This is a genomic window from Paraburkholderia sp. DHOC27 (genome assembly GCF_003429005.1).
GTDB lineage: Bacteria > Pseudomonadota > Gammaproteobacteria > Burkholderiales > Burkholderiaceae > Paraburkholderia.
Map to the genome: position 1 here is coordinate 1,864,174 of NZ_QVQV01000001.1, position 23,447 is coordinate 1,887,620.

Here is a 23,447-nt window from a genome sequence, read left to right on the forward strand (position 1 = left end):
GTGCGGCAACGCTCCCCGACGCGCATGGCGTCATCGGGGGCGGGTTCTGCGAGTACGAGCACTTACCATCGAAGCGCGACGCGCGCGAGTACCCCAACGTGTCAGCGAACCCACGCGTTGCGATGACTATTCTCGTGAACTTCCACGGCATCGAGTCGTCAGTCAGTGAGAGGGCAGGCGACGGGATTCGATGTGCGAGAAAGAAAGCGTAAGTTTGCATGCATCAAAGTCGGTCTCTTTTGAGAAACCGTTACATGGCTTAAATGCGGAGGCAGACGTAATTACTCGCGGAGCCCGCCGGCAATCCTCTCCACTCACTGCGTGTTGCACTCAATATGCCAAACCGGAGGAATCAGCGTGCGGACAATGACAATCGCCTTTGCTTTTCTTTTCACACTTCTTACGGGTTGTGCGGCCTATAAGACCCATGAAGCGCGAGACACGCAGGGAAATAAGCTCGTCGGCGCGAACATTGAAGATCTGGTGCAGTCGGTCGGCATTCCGGATAAAACCATGAAAGTTGTCAGTACGGGAGGGCCGACCGATCGGATGACCGCGCAATGGAATTTCTCGAATTCGGATGCGGCGCTCGATATGACGCTGATCCTCCTCGACGTGAAGGTGGGCGGGGCGGGCAAATGCACCATGACGGCGACGGTAGACCGATGGGGAGGCAAGGTGCTGGCTGTAAATTTCCCGCAGGCCCACAGCGACAGCATTGGCTCTGACTATGGCGCGTGCGAGCCGCTCGTCGAAGAGGCGCTCACGCATATGCCTCACACACCGATTGACCCAAAATACGACGCCTTCGCTCTCGTTGGCGCGGCGAAATAAAGAGCGCAACTGAGGATCCATGGAACCATCCACCGAGCGTTATGCCGCGTCACAGTGCTACTCACGCCACGCACTAAAATGCGCGAACTCGCTCACGGGCAACCGGGCTCTGGGCGTGCGCGGCGAGTCCTCGCGCGTGCGCTTCGAGAAGCAACGCCATTGATGCTGCGCCCGCGTCATGGCTTGCTGTTGCGTTGAGCGTGCCTTTGGCCGTCAGCGTGTCGGTCATTGCCAATGACCGTTTTAAAGCAAGCTCAGTGCGAATCGGCCCCAACGTCTCGAGGCCGTCGCCACGTGAGCGCTGCGGCCTGTGAATATCGCGTTTCGCTCCTCGATACTTTTGTCCAGACGTTCAAAAGTTGTGGAGTATCCCCGCATACACACCTGACTGACTATGGCCGGCCAGTGGGTTATCGGCGTTCCCTGGCAGGTTAGCCTCGAGGCTGTATGTCCCCGTCTTGCTGTTCTGGACCGTTGCCACCTGGAAATCGATCAGTGTCCGCTTTGACAGATTGTATGAGCCGCCGATTGCATAGAGCGTGGCGTTACCTGCCCCGTTGTCGGCGTTGACGTGATACGCCGCGGCGATCAGGGAGGCGTTTGCGGTTGCCTGCCACGTTACGCCGGCCCATTCTTGCTGTGTGACTGACGGAGCACCGGCCGTCACATCCGTTGCGTGCGAGGTCTGATATGCGGCCTGAAGCTTGAACTGCCCGAGAAATACGTTTAGTCCAGCAAAGTATTCACGAGAGTATTGAAACACATCGTCGAGCTTGCCGTTCGCGGGATCTCGACGTTCGTCGTAAATCCCCCGAACCTGGAAGAGCGTCGAGCTATAGGTTAGCTGCAAACCGGCAAGGCGTCCTTGCGCCGTAGACCCGTTGCCATTCCAGTTCGTCGCGTTGGAAAGAGAGTACTGACCATAAGCGTCGAAGCCGAGGTACTTCGCCGATTGATATGAAACGTTGTTGCTCGATTGCAGCCAATTGCGACCACGCACCAGAGATGCGGAAGACCAGTTCCCCTGTCCAAGTGGATCGAAGTCCCAAAGGCCGTTGGAAATTGCCAGCTCACGTCCTAGCAAAAACGTCCCAAACGAATCGTTCGATAGACCTACCGTTGCCCAACGGTTAAAAAAGCTGGTTCCGTCGCCCACGGCTCCCGAGGTCGGGTCGAGTTGCGCTTCAAGCTGGAACACCGCGGAAGTTCCGCCGCCGAGATCCTCCGTTCCCTTCAAGCCGAACACGCTGGTTCCCCAGTTGCCACTCTCTACCCGCACGCGCGATGTGCTCCCATTGCCATTCACCTTTGGGATCCCCGAAACGTACTCGACGCCCGCATCCAGCGTTCCATATAACGTGACACTGCTTTGAGCATGCGCTCCCGCACTCAATGCTAGCAATGACAGTCCCAACAAGACCTTCTTCATCATAGTTCTCCTAAATTATGCGCGTCGGTGACGGCAATGCATTGAGTCGATCTCGCCAGCGGAACGCGAGGGACGCGGGCGGGCGCCGTCGCCGGAGTGGTTGCCAGGTTCGCTGGGTAGCGCTTCGATCCCGCTCTCACGTGGAGCAGGATCAGCGGGCATCACAGTATCAGCCAAAAAAATCTAAATCAATCAAAAATGTGATGTGTTTAGATTATTTCACTCGGCTTTCTGCGCGAGAGATGTCTGACTGGCATCGGAACGGCACCTTTCCGGTTCGCTGGCGTGCGATGGGCGAGAAAAATTCTTGCCATCGCGAACCCGCAGACTGACGTGCGCGCGTGCCATTGATTACACGAATCTATCTCGCTCCTGACTGCCAGGTCGGGCGCTCCAGCCATTCGGCCCTGACGATGGGGCGGCGGTATCGAAGCGTGTTGGCAGCCCGTTCACACCTGACGACCGCGTCGCAAACGGTACGTTTCAGATATCATCAAAATAATGATTGATTTTGATTTTTTTAGACGGTATCGTTTCCTCCCATCCAATCACCAACCGGTTCGGGAGACAGCAAGATGAAACGAAAGATGCTTGTGGCGGCCGTCGCGGCTACCGTGCTTTGCGCCGCTTTGCCTGTCGGCGCTCAGGCGGCGGCGCCGCTGGCGGGTCAGACGATTACCGTTTTGCTCCCGCCGTGGGCGACTTTGCCGAAAGACATGACGGATCGCTTTACGAAACAGACCGGCATCAAGTTGAGCTTGCAGACGCTGGGTTGGGACGAGATCCGCACCAAAATCATTACCGCGTCGATTGCGGGCAGTCCGCCTGCCGACGTCACGGAAGTCGACTGGTCGTGGGTGGGTCAGTTTGGTTCGTCGGATTGGTACGCGCCGTTGAATGCCACCGTTGATGCCGCAACAGCGAAGGACTTGCCGGCAACTGCAATCTTCACGTACAACAAAAAACTCATCGGCGTTCCGTATAACAATGACTTTCGTCTTCTCATCTTCAATCGCCAGCATCTGAGCGCGGCCGGCATTGCCCAGCCGCCGAAGACGCTGGACGAATTGCTCGCTGACGCCAGGGCCATCAAAGAAAAGGGTGTCGTCAAGTTCCCCATTGCGCTGCCGCTGTCCGCTACGGAAGGGACGGCTACAGCGTGGTATCTGCTGACCAAGGCGTTCGGCGGAGACCTGTTCGACAACAACCTGAAGCCACTCTTCACGTCCCCTGACTCTGCTGGCTACAAAGCCCTCGCATGGGAAATCAACGCACTCAAAGCGGGGCTCATCGACCCCGCTTCGACCGGCTTGAAGGATGTCGAAGTTCAGGAACTCTTCAAGAACGGCCAGGCGAGCTTTGACGTTGCGGGCTGGGCTGGAAATCTCTCCGTGTACACCGATCCGTCGAAGTCGAAGGTGGCGAGCGCAGCCGAAGGCGCCCTTATGCCTACCTTGTCCGGAAAGACCCGGACGTTTGGCTTGCCTGAGGCCGTCGGCATTCCCGCAGCATCTACGCATAAGGAAGCGGCCGAAGCATTTGTCCGCTGGTTCGTGGCGCCCGAAAACCAGATGGAGAGCTACACGGCCCTTGGGAATTTGCCGACCCGCACCAGCGTGCTGAAGTCGCTCGATGACAGTGGCAAGCTTGCCAGCGGAAAGGCGCTGCTTGCCGAGGCGGCCGTCGTCGAACCGCTCTTCAAACAGGGTACGCCGGCCTGGTATCCGCAGTTCAGCAGCGCCGTTTCCACCGCGATCAATCAGGCCGCGAAGGGGCAGTTAAGCGTGGATGCCGCCATCAAGCAAATTGCTGCTCAGGCGGCCGAAGCTCAAGCGCAGTGAGTCGATCGCTGAGGAACAGAGTCATGACTGCCGAAGTAGCAACCACCGAAACCAGGCCCGTCGAGGCCGAGACCCGCCGGGCCTTCAACAGTGACCGATGGTTGGGTCTTGCCTTCGTGGCGCCCATCGTCGTCGTCATGGGACTGCTCGTTTTTGGCCCCGTTCTGGTCACGCTGTGGGACAGCTTGCACCGGGTCGATCCCATGCGGCCCGGAACGCCGTTCATTGGACTGGGTAATTACCGGAATCTGATGAGCGACGCAAACGTGCTGCATGCGTGGCTCAACACCATGGCATACGTTGTCTTTGCCGTGGTCCTGGAAACAGCCGGAGGTCTGGCGGCGGCACTGCTTCTCAACAAGATCACGTGGGGTCGTCGTTGGCTGCTGGCCGCGGTCGTTCTGCCGTGGGCGTTGCCACCGGTCGTCAACGCGATCGTGTGGATGTGGATTTACAACCCAAGCTACGGCCTTCTAAACGGCATCTTGCAGTCCACTGGACTTATCGGCTCGTACCACGTGTGGTTTAACGACCGCACGACGGCATTGTTTCTTGTCGCGCTGGTTCACGTCTGGCGGATGTTGCCGCTGACCGCCGTCATCCTGCTGGCGGCGTTGCAGAGCATTCCCGCGGAACTCTATCAAGCCGCTCGCCTCGACGGCGCCGGACCATTTCGCTCGTTCACGAAAGTGACGTTGCCGCTGATTTCAGGCGGACTGGCTATTGCGCTGAGTCAATCGACAGTCTTTGCATTCAATCTGTTCGACGAAGCGTGGATTCTCAATGGATCAAGTCTCGACACTCGTCCGGTGCTGGTTCAGGTGTACATGTCTGCCTTCCAGGATCTCCGGTTTTCATACGGAATGGCGCTCTCGGTTCTCGTCATGATTGCGTCTCTGGTGATTTCGCTTGTCTATGTCTTGCGCGTCTATCGCGAAACGAGGTACGACTGATGCGCCGCTCGCTTCTCTCCCGTCTCGGCTTGCTGATTTGCGCGGCCATCCTGCTGATATGGTCGCTCGGCCCGGTGTACTGGGCGCTTGTCACCAGCCTTAGCGCCCCGACAGACCTGGTATCGGCGTCGCCGCATTTCTTTCCTCCGCACGTCACGTTCGAGCACTATCGGCAACTGCTCGGCGCAACCAGTTCGTTTCAGGGAAGCGCAGTGCAATCGGTGTGGCCGCAGTTCAGCCGGGCACTTGTCAACAGTCTGCTGACGTCTTTTCTTGCGACGCTTGTCACCGTTGCGCTGGCTGCGGTGGGTGCTTACGCATTTGTTCGCCTCAAGTTTCCAGGGCGAAACGTCATTTTCATACTCGTTGTCGCGTCTCTGGCTATTCCGGCCTACACGGTGATGATCCCGCTTTACAGGCTCATGGTGTCGTTGAAGCTTATCGACACCTACTTCGGCGTGACGATGATTTATGTCTCTGCGTTCTTGCCACTTTCCCTCTGGCTTATGCGAAGCGTGTATCAATCGCTGCCGCTGTCACTGGAGGAAGCGGCCTGGATGGATGGGGCGGGTCGCACCTATACCCTCGTCAAGATCGTTCTCCCGCTGGCAGCGCCCGGCTTGATCGCCAGCGCCATTCTTACGTTCCTGAGCGCCTGGGGCCAGTTCATGATTCCGCTGGTTTTTTCGCCGACCCTGGCGACCAAACCACTCACGGTTCTCATTCCGGAATTTGTCAGTCGCAACTACGTCGACTACGGACTCATGAACGCCGCTGGCATTCTCGCGATTATTCCGCCCATCATCGTTGTACTTTTTCTGAATCGCTACCTTGTTCAAGGCCTCATGGCCGGATCAGGCAAGTAGCTACTGTTTGCAAAAAGGAACCATCAAATGAATACGACCGAACGTGTTATCCAGGAGCAGTTTCAGTTCTGGCCTGCAGCGATCGCTACGCCGTCCCTCGAAAAAACCGATAGCAGATTCGTTATTGTGGGCTGCGGTACCTCCTATCACCTCGCTCAAAGTATTGCGGCCTCATTCTGTCTGCGCGGGTTGAACGCGATTGCCGTGCCCGGCGGAGAGTGGGCGCGGCGGCGTCGTGCCTATATGGCGAGTGATGCGAATGTTCACGTAATTGCGCTGTCACGAAGCGGTGAGTCCACTGAGACTGTGCAGGCCCTCGAAGTCAGCCAGGCCGCTGGCCTCAGGACGACTGCGATCACGTGCGAAGCAAATAGCAGCGTGACCCGTCATGCGGATACGGTGGTCTTTGCCAGGACACATTCCAGCGAAGGGATCGTGATGACGTCCTCCGCCAGCCTGATGTTGCTCATGGGCTTGCGTCTGGCGGGTGTGCCCCTCGATGCCGGCGTCGTGGAAGACGCCACAGCGACCATGAAGAAATTCGACAAGGCGCTTGGTGGAATGCTCGCGGGCCGGTCCCACTTCGTCTATCTGGGCGCGGGCCCGATGTACGGCATTGCGGGTGAAGGAAGCATCAAGCTGCAAGAGATGAGTCTGAGCTACGCGCACACCTATCACACCATGGAGTACCGGCATGGGCCGGTAAGCCTTGTGGATCACAAGACAGCGGCCATTCTTCTCTACAGTCCCGACACTCGCGCGGAGGAGGCAAAGCTGGCGGCAGAGTTGTCCGAGAAGGGCGCCCTGGTGGTGGGATTCGGTGGACCCGGCGACATAGAAATCGAGGTTCCGGGTTCGGTCGAGAGCCGCTCCATCGTGGTTCTGCCGTCCCTGCAAATTCTGGGTGAGCGCGTCGCAGAGTTGCGCGGTCTCGACACCACCGCACCGCGTCATCTGAACAAGGTCGTCACGCTATAACAGGCTGCCTTTTTAGGTATTTTGGGTAGGCATCCTGACCGTTATCGTTCAATCTTAGGAGGAGGTGTCTCGTGACAAATGTCGAGATCACCCATGTTAAAAAGAGTTATGGAAGCCAACTGGTTATCGAAAACGCCAACGTTTCGATTCGGGATGGCGAATTCGTGGCACTTGTTGGCGCGTCCGGCAGCGGTAAATCGACACTGCTACGCATGATCGCGGGCCTGGAAAGCATAACGGATGGCAAGATTTTTATCGGCGGACGACTGATCAACGATCTTCCGGCAAAAGATCGAGACATCGCCATGGTATTCCAGAACTACGCGCTCTATCCTCATTTGAGCGTAGCGGACAACATGGGATTCAGCCTGCAGATTCGCGGAATAGCAAAGGACGAAATCAAAAAGGCCATTGGCGACGCCGCGGAGATTCTGGGGCTAACGCCCTATCTGAACCGCTTGCCCAAGCAACTGTCGGGCGGCCAGCGTCAGCGGGTGGCGATGGGGCGCGCGATCGTGCGCAATCCGCAAGTATTTTTGTTCGATGAACCTTTGTCGAATCTGGACGCCCAGCTACGGGTGCAAATGCGACAGGAGGTCAAGTCCCTGCAGCAGCGCCTCGGAACAACGTCGATCTATGTCACGCACGACCAGATCGAGGCGATGACGATGGCTGATCGAATCGTGCTTTTGAATCACGGTCATATTGAACAGGTGGGCGCTCCGCTCGATCTGTACGATCGTCCGGCGAATCTGTACGTTGCAAGATTCATCGGTTCGCCGGCAATGAACCTTCTGGAAGGGTCGATCGTGCAACGGCACGGACAGACCTCCGTCGACATTGGTGGCGGCGTCTCCATCCAGCTCGGACGAAATGTACCGATCCAGTCCGATACAAAAGTTGTTTGCGGCGTGAGACCCGAACACTTTGATGTCGCGCAGGAGAACAGCGCCTTGAACATCAACGTGTCTGCCATTGAAGCCACCGGAGCAGAGTCGCATCTGCACGGGACGATCGGTCGACACCGCGCCACGCTGGTTCTTGGCGGACGACGACGAATCACGCATGGCGGGTCAATTCCATTGACCGTCGCGGCCAACGACATTCACCTGTTCGATCTGGAAACCGGTCGACGCTTCGATTCAACCATGAGGATGTAGGATATGACGAGCACTGTGGTTCAGTCCTTGACGAGACGATCCAACGACATTGCGCGCCTGGGTTTTTTCTCCATCTGCACGGCTCATCCCGTCGTTATCGAGGCGGCGCTTCGCCACGGACTCAGGCATGGCGTTGACGTACTGATCGAGGCAACCTGTAATCAGGTGAATCAGGAAGGCGGCTATACGGGAATGACACCGGCTGACTTCCGGCAATTTGTCGAGCGCATCGCGGCAAAAGTTGGTTTCAACACCGGACACCTGATCCTGGGCGGCGATCATCTGGGACCCGCGCCGTGGAAGAACCTCGCAGCAGATGAAGCGATGAGACGCGCCGAACTCATGATCGCCGGCTATGCCAGCGCGGGCTTCAGAAAATTGCACATCGACGCCAGCATGGGTTGTGCCGGTGAACCTGAGATGCTCTCAGACGAGCTGGTTGCGGAGCGCGCAGTGCGGCTGGTTCGATCCGCAGAAGCGGCCGCTCCTCGCGAGCATCCTCCCCTGTACGTGATCGGCACGGAAGTTCCGGTGCCGGGCGGGGCGCTCGAAGTCATCGATCATCTCGAGGTGACGCGGCCATCGGCTGCGCAACGGACCATCGAGGTTCACCGTGCAGCGTTTGAGCAAGCAGGACTCTCTACGGCTTTCGACAGGGTGATCGGTCTGGTCGTCCAGCCTGGCGTTGAGTTTGGCCACCAGAATGTGATTGTTTATCGCCCGGAACGCGCACGCGAACTCAGCAATCTGCTTTCAAAGGGGAACGCCTTTGTCTTCGAGGCGCACTCAACGGACTACCAGCCAGCCAGCGCATTGGCCGCGCTGGTTCGAGACGGATTCGCATTCCTGAAAGTGGGCCCCGGTCTTACGTTTGCCTACCGCGAAGCGCTTTACGGGCTAGACGCCATTGCCCAGGTTTTGGCTCCCGTCCCGGAGCAGGAAACGTTGAGTGCCGCGATGGAGCGCCTGATGATGGCGCGCCCGGAGTATTGGGAGAAGTACTACCACGGCACAGAAGATGAAATTCGCGTCCAGCGACACTTCAGTTACAGCGATCGCATCCGGTACTATTGGGCATTTCCGGAAGCGCAAGCGGCGGTGAACCGGTTGCTGGAACGTCTCAATGGCTTGACGATCCCCGAGACATTGATTAGTCAGTACCTGGCGCCGCTCTATCCAGGTGTCCGGTCGGGCGCGGTCCTGCCGACCCCTGAAGATCTGCTGGAGCATGCCGTCAGCCGGGTATTCGATGTGTACCACGAGGCAGTAATTAGCTCACAGAGCGCACCGCAGTCGAAAAGTGGGGAGAATTCGCGGTTTGCAGCTTGCGATTGATGCGACTGAGTATGCTAAGGCGTTATGAAAACTAACCGACTAGAAGCCATTAGGCACCATTTGTATTCGAATGGCGAGACCTCCATCCAGGCGCTCGCGGACGGAATCGGCGCATCTCTCGCGACCGTTCGCCGGGATCTCCAGATCCTCGAGCAACAGGGCGTTGTCGAACGTAGCCATGGAGGCGCCCGTATCTCTAGCGGGGTCGATACCGAGGTCGCATTCGAAGTCCGGGAAAATCAACACCTGCGCGAGAAGAGAGCCATCGCAGCGGCGGCCTACGACCTTCTGACACCGAACAGTGCGGTTTTTCTGGATGCTGGAACGACTGTGCTGCAACTGGCTCATCTGTTGCGGGTCAATCCAATCCCGCTCACGGTTGTGACAAACGGTCTGGTCGTGGCACAACGATTGATGAACGTGCCGAAGCTCCGCGTCTCGCTCATAGGCGGACAACTGCGTAACGAGAATGCCTCTCTCGTGGGCCCAGCCGCCGAGCTGGCGCTTGATCGACTGTGGCTGGACCAGTTGTTCCTGGGAGCGGGCGCGATAGGTGACGACCACAAGATCTACAGCCTTGACTCGGCCGAAGCCAGCATCAACGAGCACATGATCGGAAGAGCGGCAAGTACCATTGTCCTCGCTGATGCCAGCAAATTTGGTCGACGCTCGACTTTTCTGGTTGCAGAACTAACCAGCCGAATGCACGTGATCTCCGATTCGTCTTTGGCTGACAAAGAGCAATCAGGGCTGCGGAAGGCGGGCATCAATCTGACGACCGTCGAGAGCAAGGGAACAGAGGTCAATGTAAAGGCAAGCGCCTCATGACGCAGGGTACGGAGTTCGTGTTAGGGGTCGATGCTGGCGGCACGAAGACTTTACTGGCCATTGCCGACCGCTCTGGCGCTGTTCAATTCTCCACGCGGGCACCCACACTTGATCCGACCGGCAGCCCGGATTGGGCAAAGGAGATCGAGCATCTTGCCGGGTTCGCCGCCGAATATATGCCCAACGTAAGCGGTGCGGCGCTAGGGCTGCCGTTCTTTGGCGAGATTGAGGCAATCTCGCAAGTGCAACGCGACGTCTGTGCCGCGCGATTTCCGATGCGCCATGAGGTCGTGAACGACGTTCAGGTAGCCTTTGACGGGGCCTTCGCGGGTCGGCGCGGGGTCTTGCTGCTGGCTGGCACTGGATCGATGGCGTGGGCAGGCGACAGCAGCGGCGCAAACATCCGCGTTGGCGGTTGGGGTGACGCATTTGGCGACGAGGGCAGCGCATATTGGATCGGTCGCGAAGCACTGTCAGCAGGATCGCGCGCATTGGACGGGCGCGGCCCTGACATCGACTTTGCGCGCGCGCTGCTTCATGGACTGCGTCTGGACGAAGCGGATCTGATTGGCTGGTCGCACGCTGAGACGACGCGGCGATCCAGGATTGCTAGCGTGGCGAAGGTAGTCAGTGAGATTGCCACTGTCAACGAGACTGCACGTTCAATCCTGGAGCGGGCAGGTGACATGCTCTATGACCACGCAAAAATGGGCTTCGAGCGAAGCGGCCTGCCGGAATCTGCTGAATGGAGTTACGCCGGAGGCGTGTTCTCCAGCGAAATCGTGTTGGACCGCGTGACTTTCCGAATTGGCCGCAGGCCTTCACCACCGGTTTTGCCGCCCGTTGGGGGCGCACTGCTGAGGGCCGCGCGACTTTCCGGGTGGGTCACGGACGATGCATGGGTCGGCAATCTGGCGAGATCGCTTTCATGCGATGGATTGGTCTGAGCGGCTTCGCCACGTAAAGGAAACCGTCGAGTCCACGGGGGCGGTAACTTCAGCAAAGGCTAAGTTTGCGCGCCCGTCAGCGCCCGCGCGCTGAAATTCGGACGAACATCACTCGGATGGGCGCATCAAGGCAAGCCTGGGAAACGCCAGCCAACAAGCGTGTCTACAAACATGCGATACCGAGGTGAAATCGCGCTCACACATAGCGAGGAATTTTCCATCGCGCAATCTCGTCCGGCAACAATTGGCCACAAAGGGCCAATCGACTGCACCCTCTACATCGCTGTAGATTGACGCATGTATCCAGTCGATTAACCTGCAGGGTTAGCCAGGGAAGAGATGCAACATGTCGAGAACAAACCGCCTGTTTGAACTGATCAACGTGCTGCGCGCACGCAAGACCCCCGCTACGGCCCTCTACCTCGCGCGTGAACTGGGTGTCTCGCAACGGAGCATATACCGTGACATCGAAACGCTGCGTTCGCTCGGAGCGCCTCTCGATGGACAAGCGGGTGTTGGCTTCTGTTTGAGAAAGGGGTTCTTTCTTCCGGAATTCGCTTTCTCATCGGACGAACTGGACGCGTTGATCCTTGGCCTGGACTGGGTGCGGCAACGGGCCGATCCTGCCCTGGCACAATGCAGTGAAAGCGCTCTGGCGAAAATACTTTCCGCACGAGACAGCGGTTCCTCGACAAGCGATGAACTTACTGCTGTCTTAACGGCCGCCTCGGCGTCCGAGCGGATAGACCCTTCGCACGTCGCGCTATTGCGACAGGCCATTCGCCGGCAACGCAAAGTTTCGATCAGCTATGAGGACGCTCACGGCGCGTTATCGGACCAGACCATCTGGCCGATTGCTATCGTCTATTTCGACGATGTTCGATTACTGGCGGCCTGGTGCGAACAGAAAGTGGCGTTCCGCCATTTCCGCGTCGATCGTTTGCACGTGGTAACGATTTTGGAGGAACGCTACCCCGGGCGACGTCAAGCGATCTTGACGCAGTGGCGGCGTCAGGATCGTGACTGGCGTTCGATGCTGACAGTTTCTGACACGGCACCGCGCTAGTATTTGATTAACGCACTCAGGTCGGGTGCGAAGTCAAAGGAGAGGTCAATGGTTTCGTTGTCGCCTGCCGCAATCGAAGCGTTTCTGAGCGAAGACGACGATTCGGTTGTAATGCTGAATCTCTTGCGGTTTGAGCCCAATGGCGGCCGGGAAAAATATCTGGATTACCTGGGAATGGCCAAGCCAATCCTGGCCCGATTCGGTGCGAGAATCCTGTTCGGAGGCGATGGTCTGCCTGCGCTTACCGCAGAGCGAGCCCAGGAATGGGATGCCGTTGTTCTGGTCCAGTATCCACGCCGATCCGCATTCAAAAGCATGATCGAGGATCCCGAATACCAGGTTGCGTTTAAGGTTGGAGCAGCAGCCATTGCCGATATCGTGCTCCAACCTCTGAGAGCGATCGACAGTCTGGTGTGATGCGTGGAGTTGAAAGTGAGGGGCGGGGTGGCCGCTGCGGGTCGAAAGCACGCCTGCGCCGCCAACCGGACCCGCACCCGCAACAAGAGCCGCCGGGCAACCAACGTCGATCACCACCCACCCCTCCTTCACCCCCTCGTGCCAGTCAGCACATTAGCGAGTTCCACCGGCATATCGATCATCACATCGTGGCCGCACGACAGCCTCACAATGCGCCACCCCTCCTTTCCGGAAACCTGCTTCGCGTAGTAGGGAAAGGGGCTCGGTTCCCAGTCTTCGGCAAGAATGAACAGCTTGTCCTTGATTGCTGATTCGCGTCCCGTGAGAAGCGCCGGTGTTGCGAACGAAGCAAATGACTGCGGCGAGCACCGGCGGTCTATCCATGCGCGGCTGTCCGGCTTGACGTTGAACGCCACCGCCGGGACCGGTGAAGTCAGGCCGCAATTGCCGGTCATCGCGCTTGCCTGGAAGGCGGCCAGGTAGGCTGTGGCGTTCTCTTCGGAAAGCGCCTGCCGGATACAGTCGTTCATGGATTGCGCGTGCTGCGGTACAAACGCGTCCAGGTACACGAGCGACTTGATGCGATCGCTCATGCGATCCGCGACCCCCGTGATCACCATGCCGCCGTAGGAGTGGCCCACGAGGATCACATCGGAGAGCTCTTCGGCCTCGAGCACACCGCACACGTCGCGAATGTGCGTTTCCAGCGTAATCGCGTGGCTGTTCAGATGCGCCCGCTCACCGAGGCCCGTGAGGGTGGGAGTGAAGACCGTGTGGCCCGACTCACGCAGCACTCGGGCGGTGTCGCGATAGCACCAGCCGCCATGCCACGCACCGTGCACAAGCACGAAGGTTGCGGGCGCGCTGCAGTGTGGGTCTTGATTCAATTGCTCGTACGGCATGAAACTCCTGTTTGGCGCGTGGACGACGCCCATCTTTCGCCCACCTTCTCATCTGAATGCCGCAATGTATCCCGAGTCGCGTGGTCGTTTGATCGCCTCGTGGCCGTTTCATTGATGACGGTTTGTCGCGAATGCACCGGAACGCCTCCTCTGTCCGCTCAAACAAACAAGCAGTGCACTGCATCGACGCTCGTGTCTGTTGTGACCGCCAGGAAAAAATCCACACCACCATTGAACAAAACGCCCATCCTTCCTCGCCGATCCTTGATTGCTCTTCCTAAGCGATGCCGCGAACCGGTGTGTGGCGCGCTTCCTGAACATCGCCATCGGTCTGGCCGCAGCGCTCGGGCAGGCCCACCGGCAGGGCCTGATCCATAGAGACGTCAAGCCCGCGAACGCACTCGTCGACGAGACAGGTCACGTGTGGCTCACCGGCTTCGGCATCGCCTCCCGGCTGCCGCGAGAGCGGCTGCCGCCCGTACCGCCCGAGATCATTGCCGGCACGCTGGCCTACATGTCTCCCGAACAGACCGGGCGCATGAACCGCTCGGTCGATTCCCGCAGCGATCTCTAGACGCTAGGTGTCACGCTGTACGCTCGTCGCCAGTTTCATTCATGAAATCCATTCATGGGCGTTTGCGCTTTGTGCTGACTAGTCGTGTGGAGATACGACCGTTAAAGTCCACTCATCCACAATCGGATCAATGGCTAGCCGTCGTTGCATCCAGCTTACCAGGAACATACCAATGAATCCCACGTACGATTTCAAGGGTCGAGCAGCATTGGTCACGGGCGCCAGTTCTGGCTTGGGCTTCGCGACAGCAAAGGCCTTCGCCGAAAGTGGCGCATCGGTCGCATTGGTGGATCGCAATGTCGACAAACTGAACGCCGCCGTCGAGAGCCTGACCGCCGCGGGGCACCGGGCCATCGCCATTGCTTGCGACGTATCCGATGAAGAGCAGGCAAAAGCAGCAGTGGAACGCACGGTTGACCAATTCGGTCGCCTGGATATGGCTTATAACAACGCAGGTATCCTGGGTCCCATGTGCGAAATGTCCTCCGAAACGGTTGAAGGCTACGAAGAAGTAATTGCAGTCAATCTGGGCGGAATCTGGGCCTTTATGAAACATGAACTGTTGCAGATGAAAAAACAGGGCTGCGGCACGATCGTGAATTGTTCGTCGCTCGGCGGCCTCGTCGGGCTGCCGGGTCGCGCCGCCTATCACGCAAGTAAGCACGGAGTAATTGGGCTAACCAAAAGCGCCGCTCTCGATGTCGCGGCGCACGGCATTCGCGTGAACGCCATCTGTCCGGGCTGCATCGATACTCCGATGGGCGATGCCATTGATCCCGAGGCCATGCAGGTGTTTCTCAAAGATCAACCGATTGGCCGGATGGGCGAGCCTGAAGAGGTTGCAGCGGCCGTGCAGTGGCTATGTAGTCCTGGCGCGAGCCTGATCGTCGGCGTCGCATTGCCGGTTGATGGCGGCTTCGTCGCTCATTGACGTTTCACGGTATTGAAGCGCTGCGCCTGTGGTCCACCTGAAATGGCTCGTGCCAGCGCGCAGCGCATTTAAACGCCAGGTGCCTCGATTTGGAATTAATCGGACTCTCCTGTGAGAAATTTCACAAGGACTTGTTAACTGAAAGACGCCTTAGGCGCTTTAATCAACATTCGAGCTTTACAATCTTGCAACGGTATTTTTACGACTTCATTTGAGTCGCTTAAAAAGACTTGAGTCGGGGGAAATCCCGAGGGAGTTAAACGTTGCTTTGATAATGCCTCTGTATTAACTTGCGCGCAGAGGCGTCTGAAGACGTCCAGGAAACAAGTGGAACCTGAGAGAAAGTCCGAGGACAAAAATGAATTTAATAGTCGAGCGCGATATCGCGCACGTCGGCCGCGTGATGCGCGCGTCCACACTGTCGTGTGCCCCTGAACTGATGCTCGTCGATTACTGGCGCGGACGATTGTTGTCCCTGCTGGGAACGGACGATCTCACGGAATTCCAGCTTTATTCCTTGCACGACCTGATGGCCGAGCTGGCTGGAATTGAGAAGCAGCTCGAAGAGGTCCGCGCAGAACGGCCTCGTTATGCTGCGGCGGCTCACGGCTGATCGCACGGCTGATCGCAACCTGGGCCGCTCTCTCAATTCCGCTCAACTCGAGGATGCTACCCCCTTCATCGACGCCGTTCCGTCACCTGGCTCAGCATGACAGCCGCGACGATCAGCGCGCCTCGCACCACGTATTGCCAGTACTCCGAAACGTTGAGCAGCGTCATCCCGTTGCCAATGATGCCGAGAAACAGCACGCCGATGAAAGTGCCCCAGATGCGCCCCTTGCCGCCAAACAGACTGGTGCCGCCAATGATGGTGGCGGCAATCACGTCCAGTTCCATGCCGGTCGCCGTCGTGCCGGTCCCGGAGCCGATCTGCGAGGCGATCAGGATGCCGCTGAGCGCGGCGAGCCCGCCCGTCAGCATCAGCGTGGCGGTCTTGATCCATGAGACCTTGATGCCCGAAAGGCGCGCGGCTTCCGGGTTGCCGCCCACTGCATAGACGGCGCGCCCGAAGGTCGTATAGCTCATCACGAAGTGCATGATCAGCACGACGGCGACGAACACGAAGGCCGGGAAGGGCAGTCCGAGCAAAGCGCCATTGCCGACAAAATCGAACCAGCCGGGAAAGGTGGCGAGCGGATAGCCGCCCGTAATCAGGTTGGCGGCGCCACGCAAGGCAGTAAAGAGGCCAAGCGTGGTGATGAAGGTCGGCACGTTGAGCGCAGCTTTCATCGCGCCACTAAACGCACCGCAGGCCATGCCGACCACGATCGCCGCGCACGACCCGAGAATGACGGCGGCGACGCTGCCCATGAGCGGCGTGCAGGCGCCCACCACCCACGCGAGGATGCAGCCGGCCAGTGCCATGCCGGAGCCTACGGAGAGGTCGATCTCGGCGCATACAATCACGGCGGTCATCCCGCACGCGACGATGCCGAGCATGGAAATGGCCCGCATCACGTTCAGCAGGTTGGAGACGGTTGAAAAACCCGGTGCATAGAATGCCAGCATGACCGCCACGACGACCAGCACACACTCGAGCATGTAGCGGAACAGGAGCGACTCGGTCGACGGTTTTCTCTTGCTGGCCGACGACGTATTCGTCAGCGTGCTTTCCTTGGCGGTCATTGCGCGCCCTCCATCATGATTTGGTAAAGTTCGTCGAGTGCGATGGTCTGGGGATCGACCTGCGCCACCAGCCGGCCGCGATGCATGATCAGAATGCGGTCGCAGACCTCCAGCAGTTCTTCGGGCTCGCTCGACACCACGATGGCGCTTAACCCATGCAGCGCCTTTTCGCGGATGATGCGGAAAATCTGTTCCTTCGCCTGAATGTCGATGCCGCGGCTCGGTTCGTCGAAGAACATGACCTGCGGATCCGTGTTGAACCAGTTGCCCAACACCACCTTTTGCTGGTTGCCGCCTGACATCGAAGAAACGGGCAGGTGGGGATCCGGCGCCTTGATGGCGAGATCGGCAATCTGCCGGCGCACGGGGCCGGTTTCCATCTGGTAGTTGATGAAGCTCAGGCGCGCCATGCGCGAGAGGCCCGCCACGCACAGATTGTTGTGAATCGACTGCGCCTGCACGAGCCCGTGTTCCTTGCGGTTCTCCGGCGTGTAGCCGAGGCCGAGGCGCTTCATGCGCGCCGGAGTGGGCTTGTGGATGGTGGTGCCGTTCAGCCTGATCGTGCCGCCGTCGAGCGGATCGGCGCCGAAGATCGAGCGCAGGAGTTCGGTGCGCCCGGCGCCTAACATGCCCGCAATGCCCAGCACTTCGCCGCGCCTCAGTTCGAAATCAACGTCCTCGAACACGCCACTGCGGTGCAGTTTCTGCACCGACAACGCGGGGTTCGCGGCGTCGAGTGCACGCGGCTGCACGCGGGCCGGCACGTGATGCTCGCCGAACATCGCCCGCACCACCTCTCGTGGACTCGTCTGCGCGATCGGCAATGAACTCACGTGGTCACCGTCACGCAATACCGTGCACGTATCCGCGATATCAAAGATTTCATTCATGCGATGCGTGATGTACAGCATCGTCACGCCATGCGAGCGCAGTCGCCGCACGAGCGTGAACAGGCGTTCGACTTCCCGGTGACTGAGCGCCGAGGTCGGCTCGTCGAGCAGCAGCACAGCCGGTGAGGTCGCATAAGCCTTGGCGATTTCCACCATTTGCTGCTGACCGACCGGCAGTCTGGATACCGGGTCGTCCGGCGAGATATCGAGGCCGGTCGCTTCGAGAATCCGCGCGGCATCCTCACGCAACTGGCGCCAGTCCACCGCACGCGCAAGAGCTTTGCGCGCCACAGGCAAGCGCCCGAGAAAGATGTTCTCCGCCACTGAAAGCGTGGGCACCAGCGACAACTCCTGGTGCACCATGCGGATGCCGACCGCGAAGGCGTCCGCAGGGTGGTGGAAGTCGCATGCCTTGCCGTTCACCAGAAGCTCGCCGCCATCGGCGCGGATCGAGCCCGCGAGAATCTTCAGCAGTGTCGATTTGCCGGAGCCGTTCTTGCCCATCAGCGCATGAATCTGGCCAGGCTCGAACGTATGCGTGAAAGGCCGGAGCGCGACACTGGCGCCGAAACTGCGCGACAGTCCACGTGCTTCGATGCGCGCACTCGTCGGCAATGACGGCGACTGCGCGCGATCCCGGCCGTTTAGCGAAGACAGTTCAGTTGACATTCTTCAGGCTCGATGCGTAGCTGGCGAGGGTCTTGGGGTCGTCGCGGCTGAGCGGCACGACAGGTACTTCGATGACCTTGTCGACCGGCTGTCCTTTCGACGCCTTGAGCGCTGCCTTCACAGCTTCACGCCCAATGAGCTTCGGCTGCGCAGCCGTGGTTGCGACCAGCACATCGTCGTTGTCCTGCAGGAACGCTGTGAGTTGCTCGGAGCCGTCCGTGCCGAACACGAATACCTTGCCCTGTTTGTTCATGCGGCGGACCGCCTGCACCGCTCCCACCGTGCCGCCTTCGTTGGCGGCGTAGATGACATTGATGTTGGGATGCGCGGTCAGCATGTCGCTCACCACGGTGACAGCCTTCTCGGCGAGCCAGGCATCCTGTTCCGCGACCACGTTGACCGTGCCGCCCTTGCGAGCTTCGGTGAGGAAGCCTTGCGTGCGGGCGTTGCTCAGTTCGGCCAGTTGCGCCTTGAAACCGATCAGTCCGACCGTGGCCGTGCCGCCCAGCTTCTCCTTGATAAAGCGGGCCGCGGCTTTGCCGGTTCCACCGCCCATCGCAGCACCCGACGACCCGACTCGCGACGCCGGGAAATCAGCCTTGATATCCGTGGTCCACGTCACGATCTGGATGCCCTTGTCGTGCGCCCGTTTGAGCGCCGGAATGGACGCCTGATCGCTCAGCGGCGCGATTACGATGGCTTTGACGCCACGGGCAATATAGGTGTCGATGAGACTCGCTTCCTTTTCCGCCTTGTTGTCCGAGTTGCCGTCGAGCAGGGTCACGTTCTCGGCTTTGGCTTCTTCATCCATGCCGCGCGCGACGCTGCGCATGAACATGTCCTGCTGAAAGACGATGCCGGCGATGGTGGTGTCGTCCGCGTGGGCGGGGGCGGTGCCGATGACCACGAGCATGGCCGCCAACAGTGCAGAGAATGAGGTTTTCATAGGAATCCTTAGTGACAGATAAACGAATCTCGTGTTTGAGAACAGGAATACGGCAAGGAAAGTGACGCCGGTCTATGCCAGGTTATGAAAGTTCATCGAACGCATGGACGACTTCGCGCCGCGTCATCAGATAGGGCGCGGCGCGGGCGCCATCCAGCAGAAAAGCGGCGGTAATGGCCTGATCGAGCCAATCAAAAAGGGCGGCAAGCGTCGTGTGCCGTTCCCGATGAAAATCTTTCATGGTTGTCTCCTGTTTCGCTCACGTTAGCGAAGTCTCGGTGTATGGAATCGGGTGTAAAGCCATTCTAGGGGCGGCATGGGGTGCGAGCATCAGTACTTGTACCGACCGTAAATCGTGCATCAACAGACAAAATATCAGTATTCCTAACAGGCGTTTAAAGCATCGTAAAACTTCCCGCAGCCATCACAGGCACGGCTCACAGGTCAAGCGACGGCAAAATCTTCCCAGGGTTAAACAGATTGTCCGGATCGAGCGCGCGCTTGATGGCATGCATCAGCTTTACGCCGCCGCCGTGTTCGAGTTCCATGTACTTGATCTTGCCGGTGCCCACGCCGTGTTCGCCCGTGCTGGTGCCTTCCGCAGCAATGGCGCGGTGAACCAGACGTTCGTTGATACGCTCCGCCTCGGCCATTTCAGCGGGGTTATCAGGGTCGAGCACCATGCCGAGGTGAAAATTGCCGTCGCCCACGTGTCCGACGATCCCGACATAGAACGAGGCGGCCTCGATATCCCGATGCGTTTCCTCGATGCAGCCGGCCAGCGCCGAGATCGGCACGCACACGTCGGTGCTCCAGATCCGCCCGTTTGGGCGCATGGATTGCAACGCGTAGTGAACGGTGTGGCGCGCTTTCCAGATGCGTGCGCGGTCCTGCGGATCGGCTGTCCATTCGAAGCCTGATGCACCGTGGTCTTCCGCGATCTGTTGCGCGAGCGCAGCCTGATCGTGGACTTCGCGTTCCGAGCCATGAAATTCGAAGAAGAGGGTGGGCACTTCGCGATACGTCGTGCCCGAATACTGATTGGTGGCGCGGATCGTGTACTTGTCGAGAAACTCTACGCGCGCCACGGGAATGCCCATCTGGATGATGGTCGCCACGGCTGACGCGGCGCTTTTCAGATCGTCGAACGGGCAGATCGCCACCGAGGTCGCTTCGGGTACGCCATACAGGCGCAGCGTCACTTCCGTGATGATGCCGAGCGTGCCCTCCGAGCCGACGAAAAGCCGGGTCAGGTCGTAACCGGCCGCCGATTTGCGCGCGCGTCCGCTGGTGCGGATGATCTCGCCGCTCGCTACCACCACCGTCAGCGACACGACGTTTTCGCGCATCGTGCCGTAGCGCACGGCATTGGTGCCGGAAGCGCGGGTCGCGGCCATGCCGCCCAGCGTGCACTCGGCGCCGGGGTCGACCGGGAAGAAGAGGCCGGTGTCACGCAGATACGTGTTCAACTGCTGACGCGTGACGCCGGCCTGCACGGTGACGTCGAGATCGGCGGGACGTACGTTCAGAATGGCGTTCATCTGGCCGAGATCGATGCACACGCCGCCATGCGGCGCGGTGACATGGCCCTCTAGTGAGGTGCCCGCACCGAATGGAATGATCGGGGTGCGTTGTTGCGCACACAGCTTCACGATGGCGGAAACTTCGTCCGTGGATTGCGCGAAGCACACGGCGGCGGGTGGCCGCGACGCATGATAGGACTCGCCGTGCCCGTGATGATCGCGCGTGGATGCCGCGGTGGAGAAGCGCTCACCCAGCAGCGCGCGCAGGGCGTCAACGAGCGCGACGGGCAACGGCGCGGTGGCTGGCTGCGCGGATGACAATACGGCTTCGTGCGGTTGATTCATGATTCATGTCTCCTGCAAGCAGGCTGAGGACCGAAGTCGGACCGTGGGCCTATGCGACGACGCTTCGCTTTTCGTCGTTCTGTCTATCTGCTTCAGAGCGCCGTTGCCGACAACCGGTAACGGATGGTGTGTGGCTTGCCCGCTTCGAAGCTTTGTCCCACGCGGTCTGCGAGTGGATGATCCGGCGGCGGCGTCACGACGCGGCCGAGATCGAAGAAACCCCGAACCGGCTCGACACCCAGCGCGAAATTCCGTTGCGACCACGGTTCGTAGTCCCGGCCACCGTTGCTGATCCACATGACGGCGTCCGGAAAATCGTCCGTATTCCAGTCGAGGCTGACTTCCGCGCGATCCGCGGGATAGCGCAGCACGAAGGGCGGCCGGCATGCTTCGAGTTGCACCAGTTCTTCGGTGCGCTGCGGCAGCGGCAGATGCGTCACGTCGAACGAGCCATCCCGCGTGGGCAATTCCGCGAGCGAGGCACACGCGCGATTGGTGAGAATCTGCGAGTAATCCGGCTCGATGGCGACAGGATAGGTATGCACCGCGCGATACGGACACGCCACCACTTCCAGCCCTTCCTGTGGCATCGCGAAGGTGGGATGCAGCGCGAACGGCAGCGTCACATCGCGTCGCACTCGCACCATCAGCGAGACACTGAGCGATGGCCCATGTGGATCGGCTTCAATCAGACGTTCGAGACTTTCCACTTCGCTCTCCGCCGGGTAGTCAATCCGCAGCCTGAGCGTGTGCGCCGTTTGCTCGACGAGTTGCCACATGTGGTTCGAACTGAAACCGTGACGCCACTCGTCGCCGGCCGTTTTGGTGGTGAAGCCTTCCGGCAAACCCGGCGGTGCGTCGATCGTGCCGAACGGCAGACAGGGCCACTCGCCACGCAGCGCGCGCATGAGTCCCGGATAGCGTGGATCGTCGCCCCAAGGCGCTACGTGAAGCGGCGACACGCTGCGGCCCGCGCCCAGTTCGAAACGCACCGGCGCGAGCATCGCACCGATTGCCTGGACGGTCGCCTCGCCGTGCGCCCACTTCAGTGTCCACCGTTCGTTGGTTTGCATCGTTGCACCTTCCTTGATTCTGCGTCTGGATAACAGCGGCAGGACAGATGACCGCCGCTGTCCACCTGACTTACCGCCCAACTGGAATCGCTGTCTTGTCGAAGAACGAATGATCGATTTCGAAGCCCAGGCCCGGCGCACCCGGCACGTCGAGCCAGCCACCCTGGTGTTCGAGCGGTTGTGCGACGAGCGCCGTTCTGAACGGATGCGATGAGGTATCGTATTCGAAAAGCGGTTGGTCAGCGTAGAGCGCGAAGTGCGTGGTGGGCGTGGCCCCGATCATATGCATGGACGCGTACTGGCCGATTGCCGTTCCCCACACGTGCGGATTGACCTTCACACCGTTCACCTGCGCGAGCGTGTTGATGTGCCGAAGCGCCGTAAAGCCGCCGGCCAGGCAGATATCCGGCTGGGCGATATCCACCGCGCCCGCCGCGAACAGATCATGGAAGCCGTACATCGAGAATTCGGCTTCACCGCCTGCGATCGGTGTGTCGATCGCGTCGCGCACGCGCCGGTAGCCTGCGAGGTCTTCCGGCACCACCGGCTCTTCGAGCCAGCGCAGGCGGAAACTGTCGAGCGCGCGGCCCAGACGGATCGCTTCGTTCGCGCCATACGCATGATTGACGTCCACCATCAACTGCGTGGCCGGATCGAGTGCCTCGCGGATGGCGTGCATCACGGCGATATCGTCGTCGATGCCAAAGCCGAGCTTGACCTTCATGATCGAAAAGCCCGCGGCCTCATGGCGCTTCGCTTCGGCGGCCATGTCCACGGCCTGGCCTTGTCCCTCGGGGCGGAAAAAGCCGGTCGCGTAACACTGCACACGCTGACGGAACGCGCCGCCCAGCAATTGCCACACAGGCTGGTTCGCCACCTTGCCGCAGATGTCCCACAGCGCGATGTCCACGGCGCTGATCGCACCGAGCACCACGCCCTTGCGACCGTAATCGCGGGTGCGCAGATACATGGTGTTCCAGAGCACTTCGGTGTCGAGCGGATTCTGTCCGAGTAACAGCGGCTTGAGCGCGCTGTCGATCACCGTCGCGGCGATCTCGGGCGGCTGCAGACCGACGCTGAATGTTTCGCCCCATCCTTCGACGCCGTCGGTGGTGCGGATTCTCACCACCGTGGTGGAACGGCCCGTCACCCAGCCTTGCGAATAAGCGAATGGCTTATCCAGCGAGGTCTTGAGCACGAATGTCTCTACGCTTTCGATTTTCAACGGTGTTTCTCCTGGCAAGGTGCGGCGTT

22 protein-coding genes and 1 pseudogene are annotated in these 23,447 nt (G+C 59.6%); 14 read left to right on the forward strand and 9 right to left on the reverse strand.

Going from position 1 to position 23,447, the window contains the following annotated elements:
* Positions 1 to 366 precede the first annotated feature (366 nt).
* Positions 367 to 834, forward strand: coding sequence for a hypothetical protein (locus tag D0B32_RS08165; protein WP_117333339.1), 468 nt, complete (start codon positions 367 to 369; stop codon positions 832 to 834).
* Between the two features lie 352 nt (positions 835 to 1,186).
* Here the strand turns inward: D0B32_RS08165 and D0B32_RS08170 are convergent, their stop codons facing one another.
* Entirely contained in the window at positions 1,187 to 2,263 is a 1,077-nt protein-coding gene (locus D0B32_RS08170; RefSeq protein ID WP_117333520.1) for a porin, read from the reverse strand.
* Positions 2,264 to 2,838: 575 nt separating this feature from the next.
* On the opposite strand from D0B32_RS08170, the gene D0B32_RS08175 reads away from it, so the two are divergent.
* From D0B32_RS08175 to D0B32_RS08220, 10 genes are all read left to right on the forward strand, one after another.
* A complete protein-coding gene (locus D0B32_RS08175; RefSeq protein ID WP_117333340.1) occupies positions 2,839 to 4,104 on the forward strand; it encodes an ABC transporter substrate-binding protein in 1,266 nt (421 codons plus the stop codon).
* A gap of 23 nt (positions 4,105 to 4,127) precedes the next feature.
* Positions 4,128 to 5,057 carry a carbohydrate ABC transporter permease gene (locus D0B32_RS08180; protein WP_117333341.1) on the forward strand — a complete coding sequence of 310 codons (930 nt, stop codon included), beginning with the start codon at positions 4,128 to 4,130 and terminating at the stop codon, positions 5,055 to 5,057.
* Entirely contained in the window at positions 5,057 to 5,923 is an 867-nt protein-coding gene (locus D0B32_RS08185) for a carbohydrate ABC transporter permease (protein ID WP_117333342.1), read from the forward strand. Before D0B32_RS08180 ends, D0B32_RS08185 begins: the two co-directional genes overlap by 1 nt.
* A gap of 27 nt (positions 5,924 to 5,950) precedes the next feature.
* Complete coding sequence (locus D0B32_RS08190) at positions 5,951 to 6,901, forward strand: SIS domain-containing protein (RefSeq protein WP_117333343.1); 951 nt, start codon at positions 5,951 to 5,953, stop codon at positions 6,899 to 6,901.
* Positions 6,902 to 6,972: 71 nt separating this feature from the next.
* Positions 6,973 to 8,061, forward strand: a complete 1,089-nt coding sequence (locus D0B32_RS08195; RefSeq protein WP_117333344.1) for an ABC transporter ATP-binding protein — start codon at positions 6,973 to 6,975, stop codon at positions 8,059 to 8,061.
* A 3-nt stretch (positions 8,062 to 8,064) separates the two neighbouring features.
* Entirely contained in the window at positions 8,065 to 9,396 is a 1,332-nt protein-coding gene (locus D0B32_RS08200; protein ID WP_117333345.1) for a D-tagatose-bisphosphate aldolase, class II, non-catalytic subunit, read from the forward strand.
* Positions 9,397 to 9,420: 24 nt separating this feature from the next.
* Positions 9,421 to 10,224, forward strand: coding sequence for a DeoR/GlpR family DNA-binding transcription regulator (locus D0B32_RS08205; RefSeq protein WP_117333346.1), 804 nt, complete (start codon positions 9,421 to 9,423; stop codon positions 10,222 to 10,224).
* The gene (locus tag D0B32_RS08210) at positions 10,221 to 11,171 is read left to right on the forward strand and encodes an N-acetylglucosamine kinase (protein WP_117333347.1); all 951 of its coding nucleotides are present in this window, start codon (positions 10,221 to 10,223) and stop codon (positions 11,169 to 11,171) included. Before D0B32_RS08205 ends, D0B32_RS08210 begins: the two co-directional genes overlap by 4 nt.
* 346 nt (positions 11,172 to 11,517) lie before the next feature.
* A complete protein-coding gene (locus tag D0B32_RS08215; protein ID WP_117333348.1) occupies positions 11,518 to 12,237 on the forward strand; it encodes a YafY family protein in 720 nt (239 codons plus the stop codon).
* A 48-nt stretch (positions 12,238 to 12,285) separates the two neighbouring features.
* Positions 12,286 to 12,654 (forward strand): DUF1330 domain-containing protein, encoded by a 369-nt coding sequence (locus D0B32_RS08220; RefSeq protein ID WP_117333349.1) that lies wholly within the window; start codon positions 12,286 to 12,288, stop codon positions 12,652 to 12,654.
* 128 nt (positions 12,655 to 12,782) lie between these two features.
* Here D0B32_RS08220 and D0B32_RS08225 read toward each other — a convergent pair whose 3' ends face one another.
* Complete coding sequence (locus D0B32_RS08225; RefSeq protein ID WP_259294915.1) at positions 12,783 to 13,589, reverse strand: alpha/beta fold hydrolase; 807 nt, start codon at positions 13,587 to 13,589, stop codon at positions 12,783 to 12,785.
* A 268-nt stretch (positions 13,590 to 13,857) separates the two neighbouring features.
* Between D0B32_RS08225 and D0B32_RS08230 the strand changes: the two are divergent.
* From D0B32_RS08230 to D0B32_RS08240, 3 genes and pseudogenes are all read left to right on the forward strand, one after another.
* Positions 13,858 to 14,127: pseudogene (locus tag D0B32_RS08230) on the forward strand (protein kinase domain-containing protein); the annotation flags it as partial.
* Positions 14,128 to 14,302: 175 nt separating this feature from the next.
* The gene (locus D0B32_RS08235; protein WP_117333352.1) at positions 14,303 to 15,061 is read left to right on the forward strand and encodes an SDR family NAD(P)-dependent oxidoreductase; all 759 of its coding nucleotides are present in this window, start codon (positions 14,303 to 14,305) and stop codon (positions 15,059 to 15,061) included.
* A 358-nt stretch (positions 15,062 to 15,419) separates the two neighbouring features.
* Positions 15,420 to 15,674, forward strand: a complete 255-nt coding sequence (locus D0B32_RS08240) for a hypothetical protein (protein WP_117333353.1) — start codon at positions 15,420 to 15,422, stop codon at positions 15,672 to 15,674.
* Between the two features lie 65 nt (positions 15,675 to 15,739).
* On the opposite strand, the gene D0B32_RS08245 is transcribed toward D0B32_RS08240, so the two are convergent.
* The 7 genes from D0B32_RS08245 to D0B32_RS08270 form a co-directional block, all read right to left on the reverse strand.
* Complete coding sequence (locus tag D0B32_RS08245; protein ID WP_117333354.1) at positions 15,740 to 16,747, reverse strand: ABC transporter permease; 1,008 nt, start codon at positions 16,745 to 16,747, stop codon at positions 15,740 to 15,742.
* Complete coding sequence (locus tag D0B32_RS08250; RefSeq protein ID WP_117333355.1) at positions 16,744 to 18,306, reverse strand: sugar ABC transporter ATP-binding protein; 1,563 nt, start codon at positions 18,304 to 18,306, stop codon at positions 16,744 to 16,746. The genes D0B32_RS08245 and D0B32_RS08250 overlap by 4 nt, the downstream gene beginning before the upstream one ends.
* The gene (locus tag D0B32_RS08255) at positions 18,296 to 19,252 is read right to left on the reverse strand and encodes a substrate-binding domain-containing protein (RefSeq protein ID WP_117333356.1); all 957 of its coding nucleotides are present in this window, start codon (positions 19,250 to 19,252) and stop codon (positions 18,296 to 18,298) included. The genes D0B32_RS08250 and D0B32_RS08255 overlap by 11 nt, the downstream gene beginning before the upstream one ends.
* An 82-nt stretch (positions 19,253 to 19,334) precedes the next feature.
* Positions 19,335 to 19,493 carry a hypothetical protein gene (locus tag D0B32_RS32485; protein WP_181969744.1) on the reverse strand — a complete coding sequence of 53 codons (159 nt, stop codon included), beginning with the start codon at positions 19,491 to 19,493 and terminating at the stop codon, positions 19,335 to 19,337.
* Between the two features lie 196 nt (positions 19,494 to 19,689).
* The gene (locus tag D0B32_RS08260) at positions 19,690 to 21,120 is read right to left on the reverse strand and encodes an FAD-binding oxidoreductase (protein ID WP_117333357.1); all 1,431 of its coding nucleotides are present in this window, start codon (positions 21,118 to 21,120) and stop codon (positions 19,690 to 19,692) included.
* Positions 21,121 to 21,212: 92 nt separating this feature from the next.
* Positions 21,213 to 22,193: a hypothetical protein gene (locus tag D0B32_RS08265; RefSeq protein ID WP_117333358.1), complete on the reverse strand. Its 981-nt coding sequence runs from the start codon at positions 22,191 to 22,193 to the stop codon at positions 21,213 to 21,215.
* A gap of 70 nt (positions 22,194 to 22,263) precedes the next feature.
* Positions 22,264 to 23,418: a mandelate racemase/muconate lactonizing enzyme family protein gene (locus tag D0B32_RS08270; RefSeq protein WP_117333359.1), complete on the reverse strand. Its 1,155-nt coding sequence runs from the start codon at positions 23,416 to 23,418 to the stop codon at positions 22,264 to 22,266.
* Between the last annotated feature and the right edge of the window lie 29 nt (positions 23,419 to 23,447).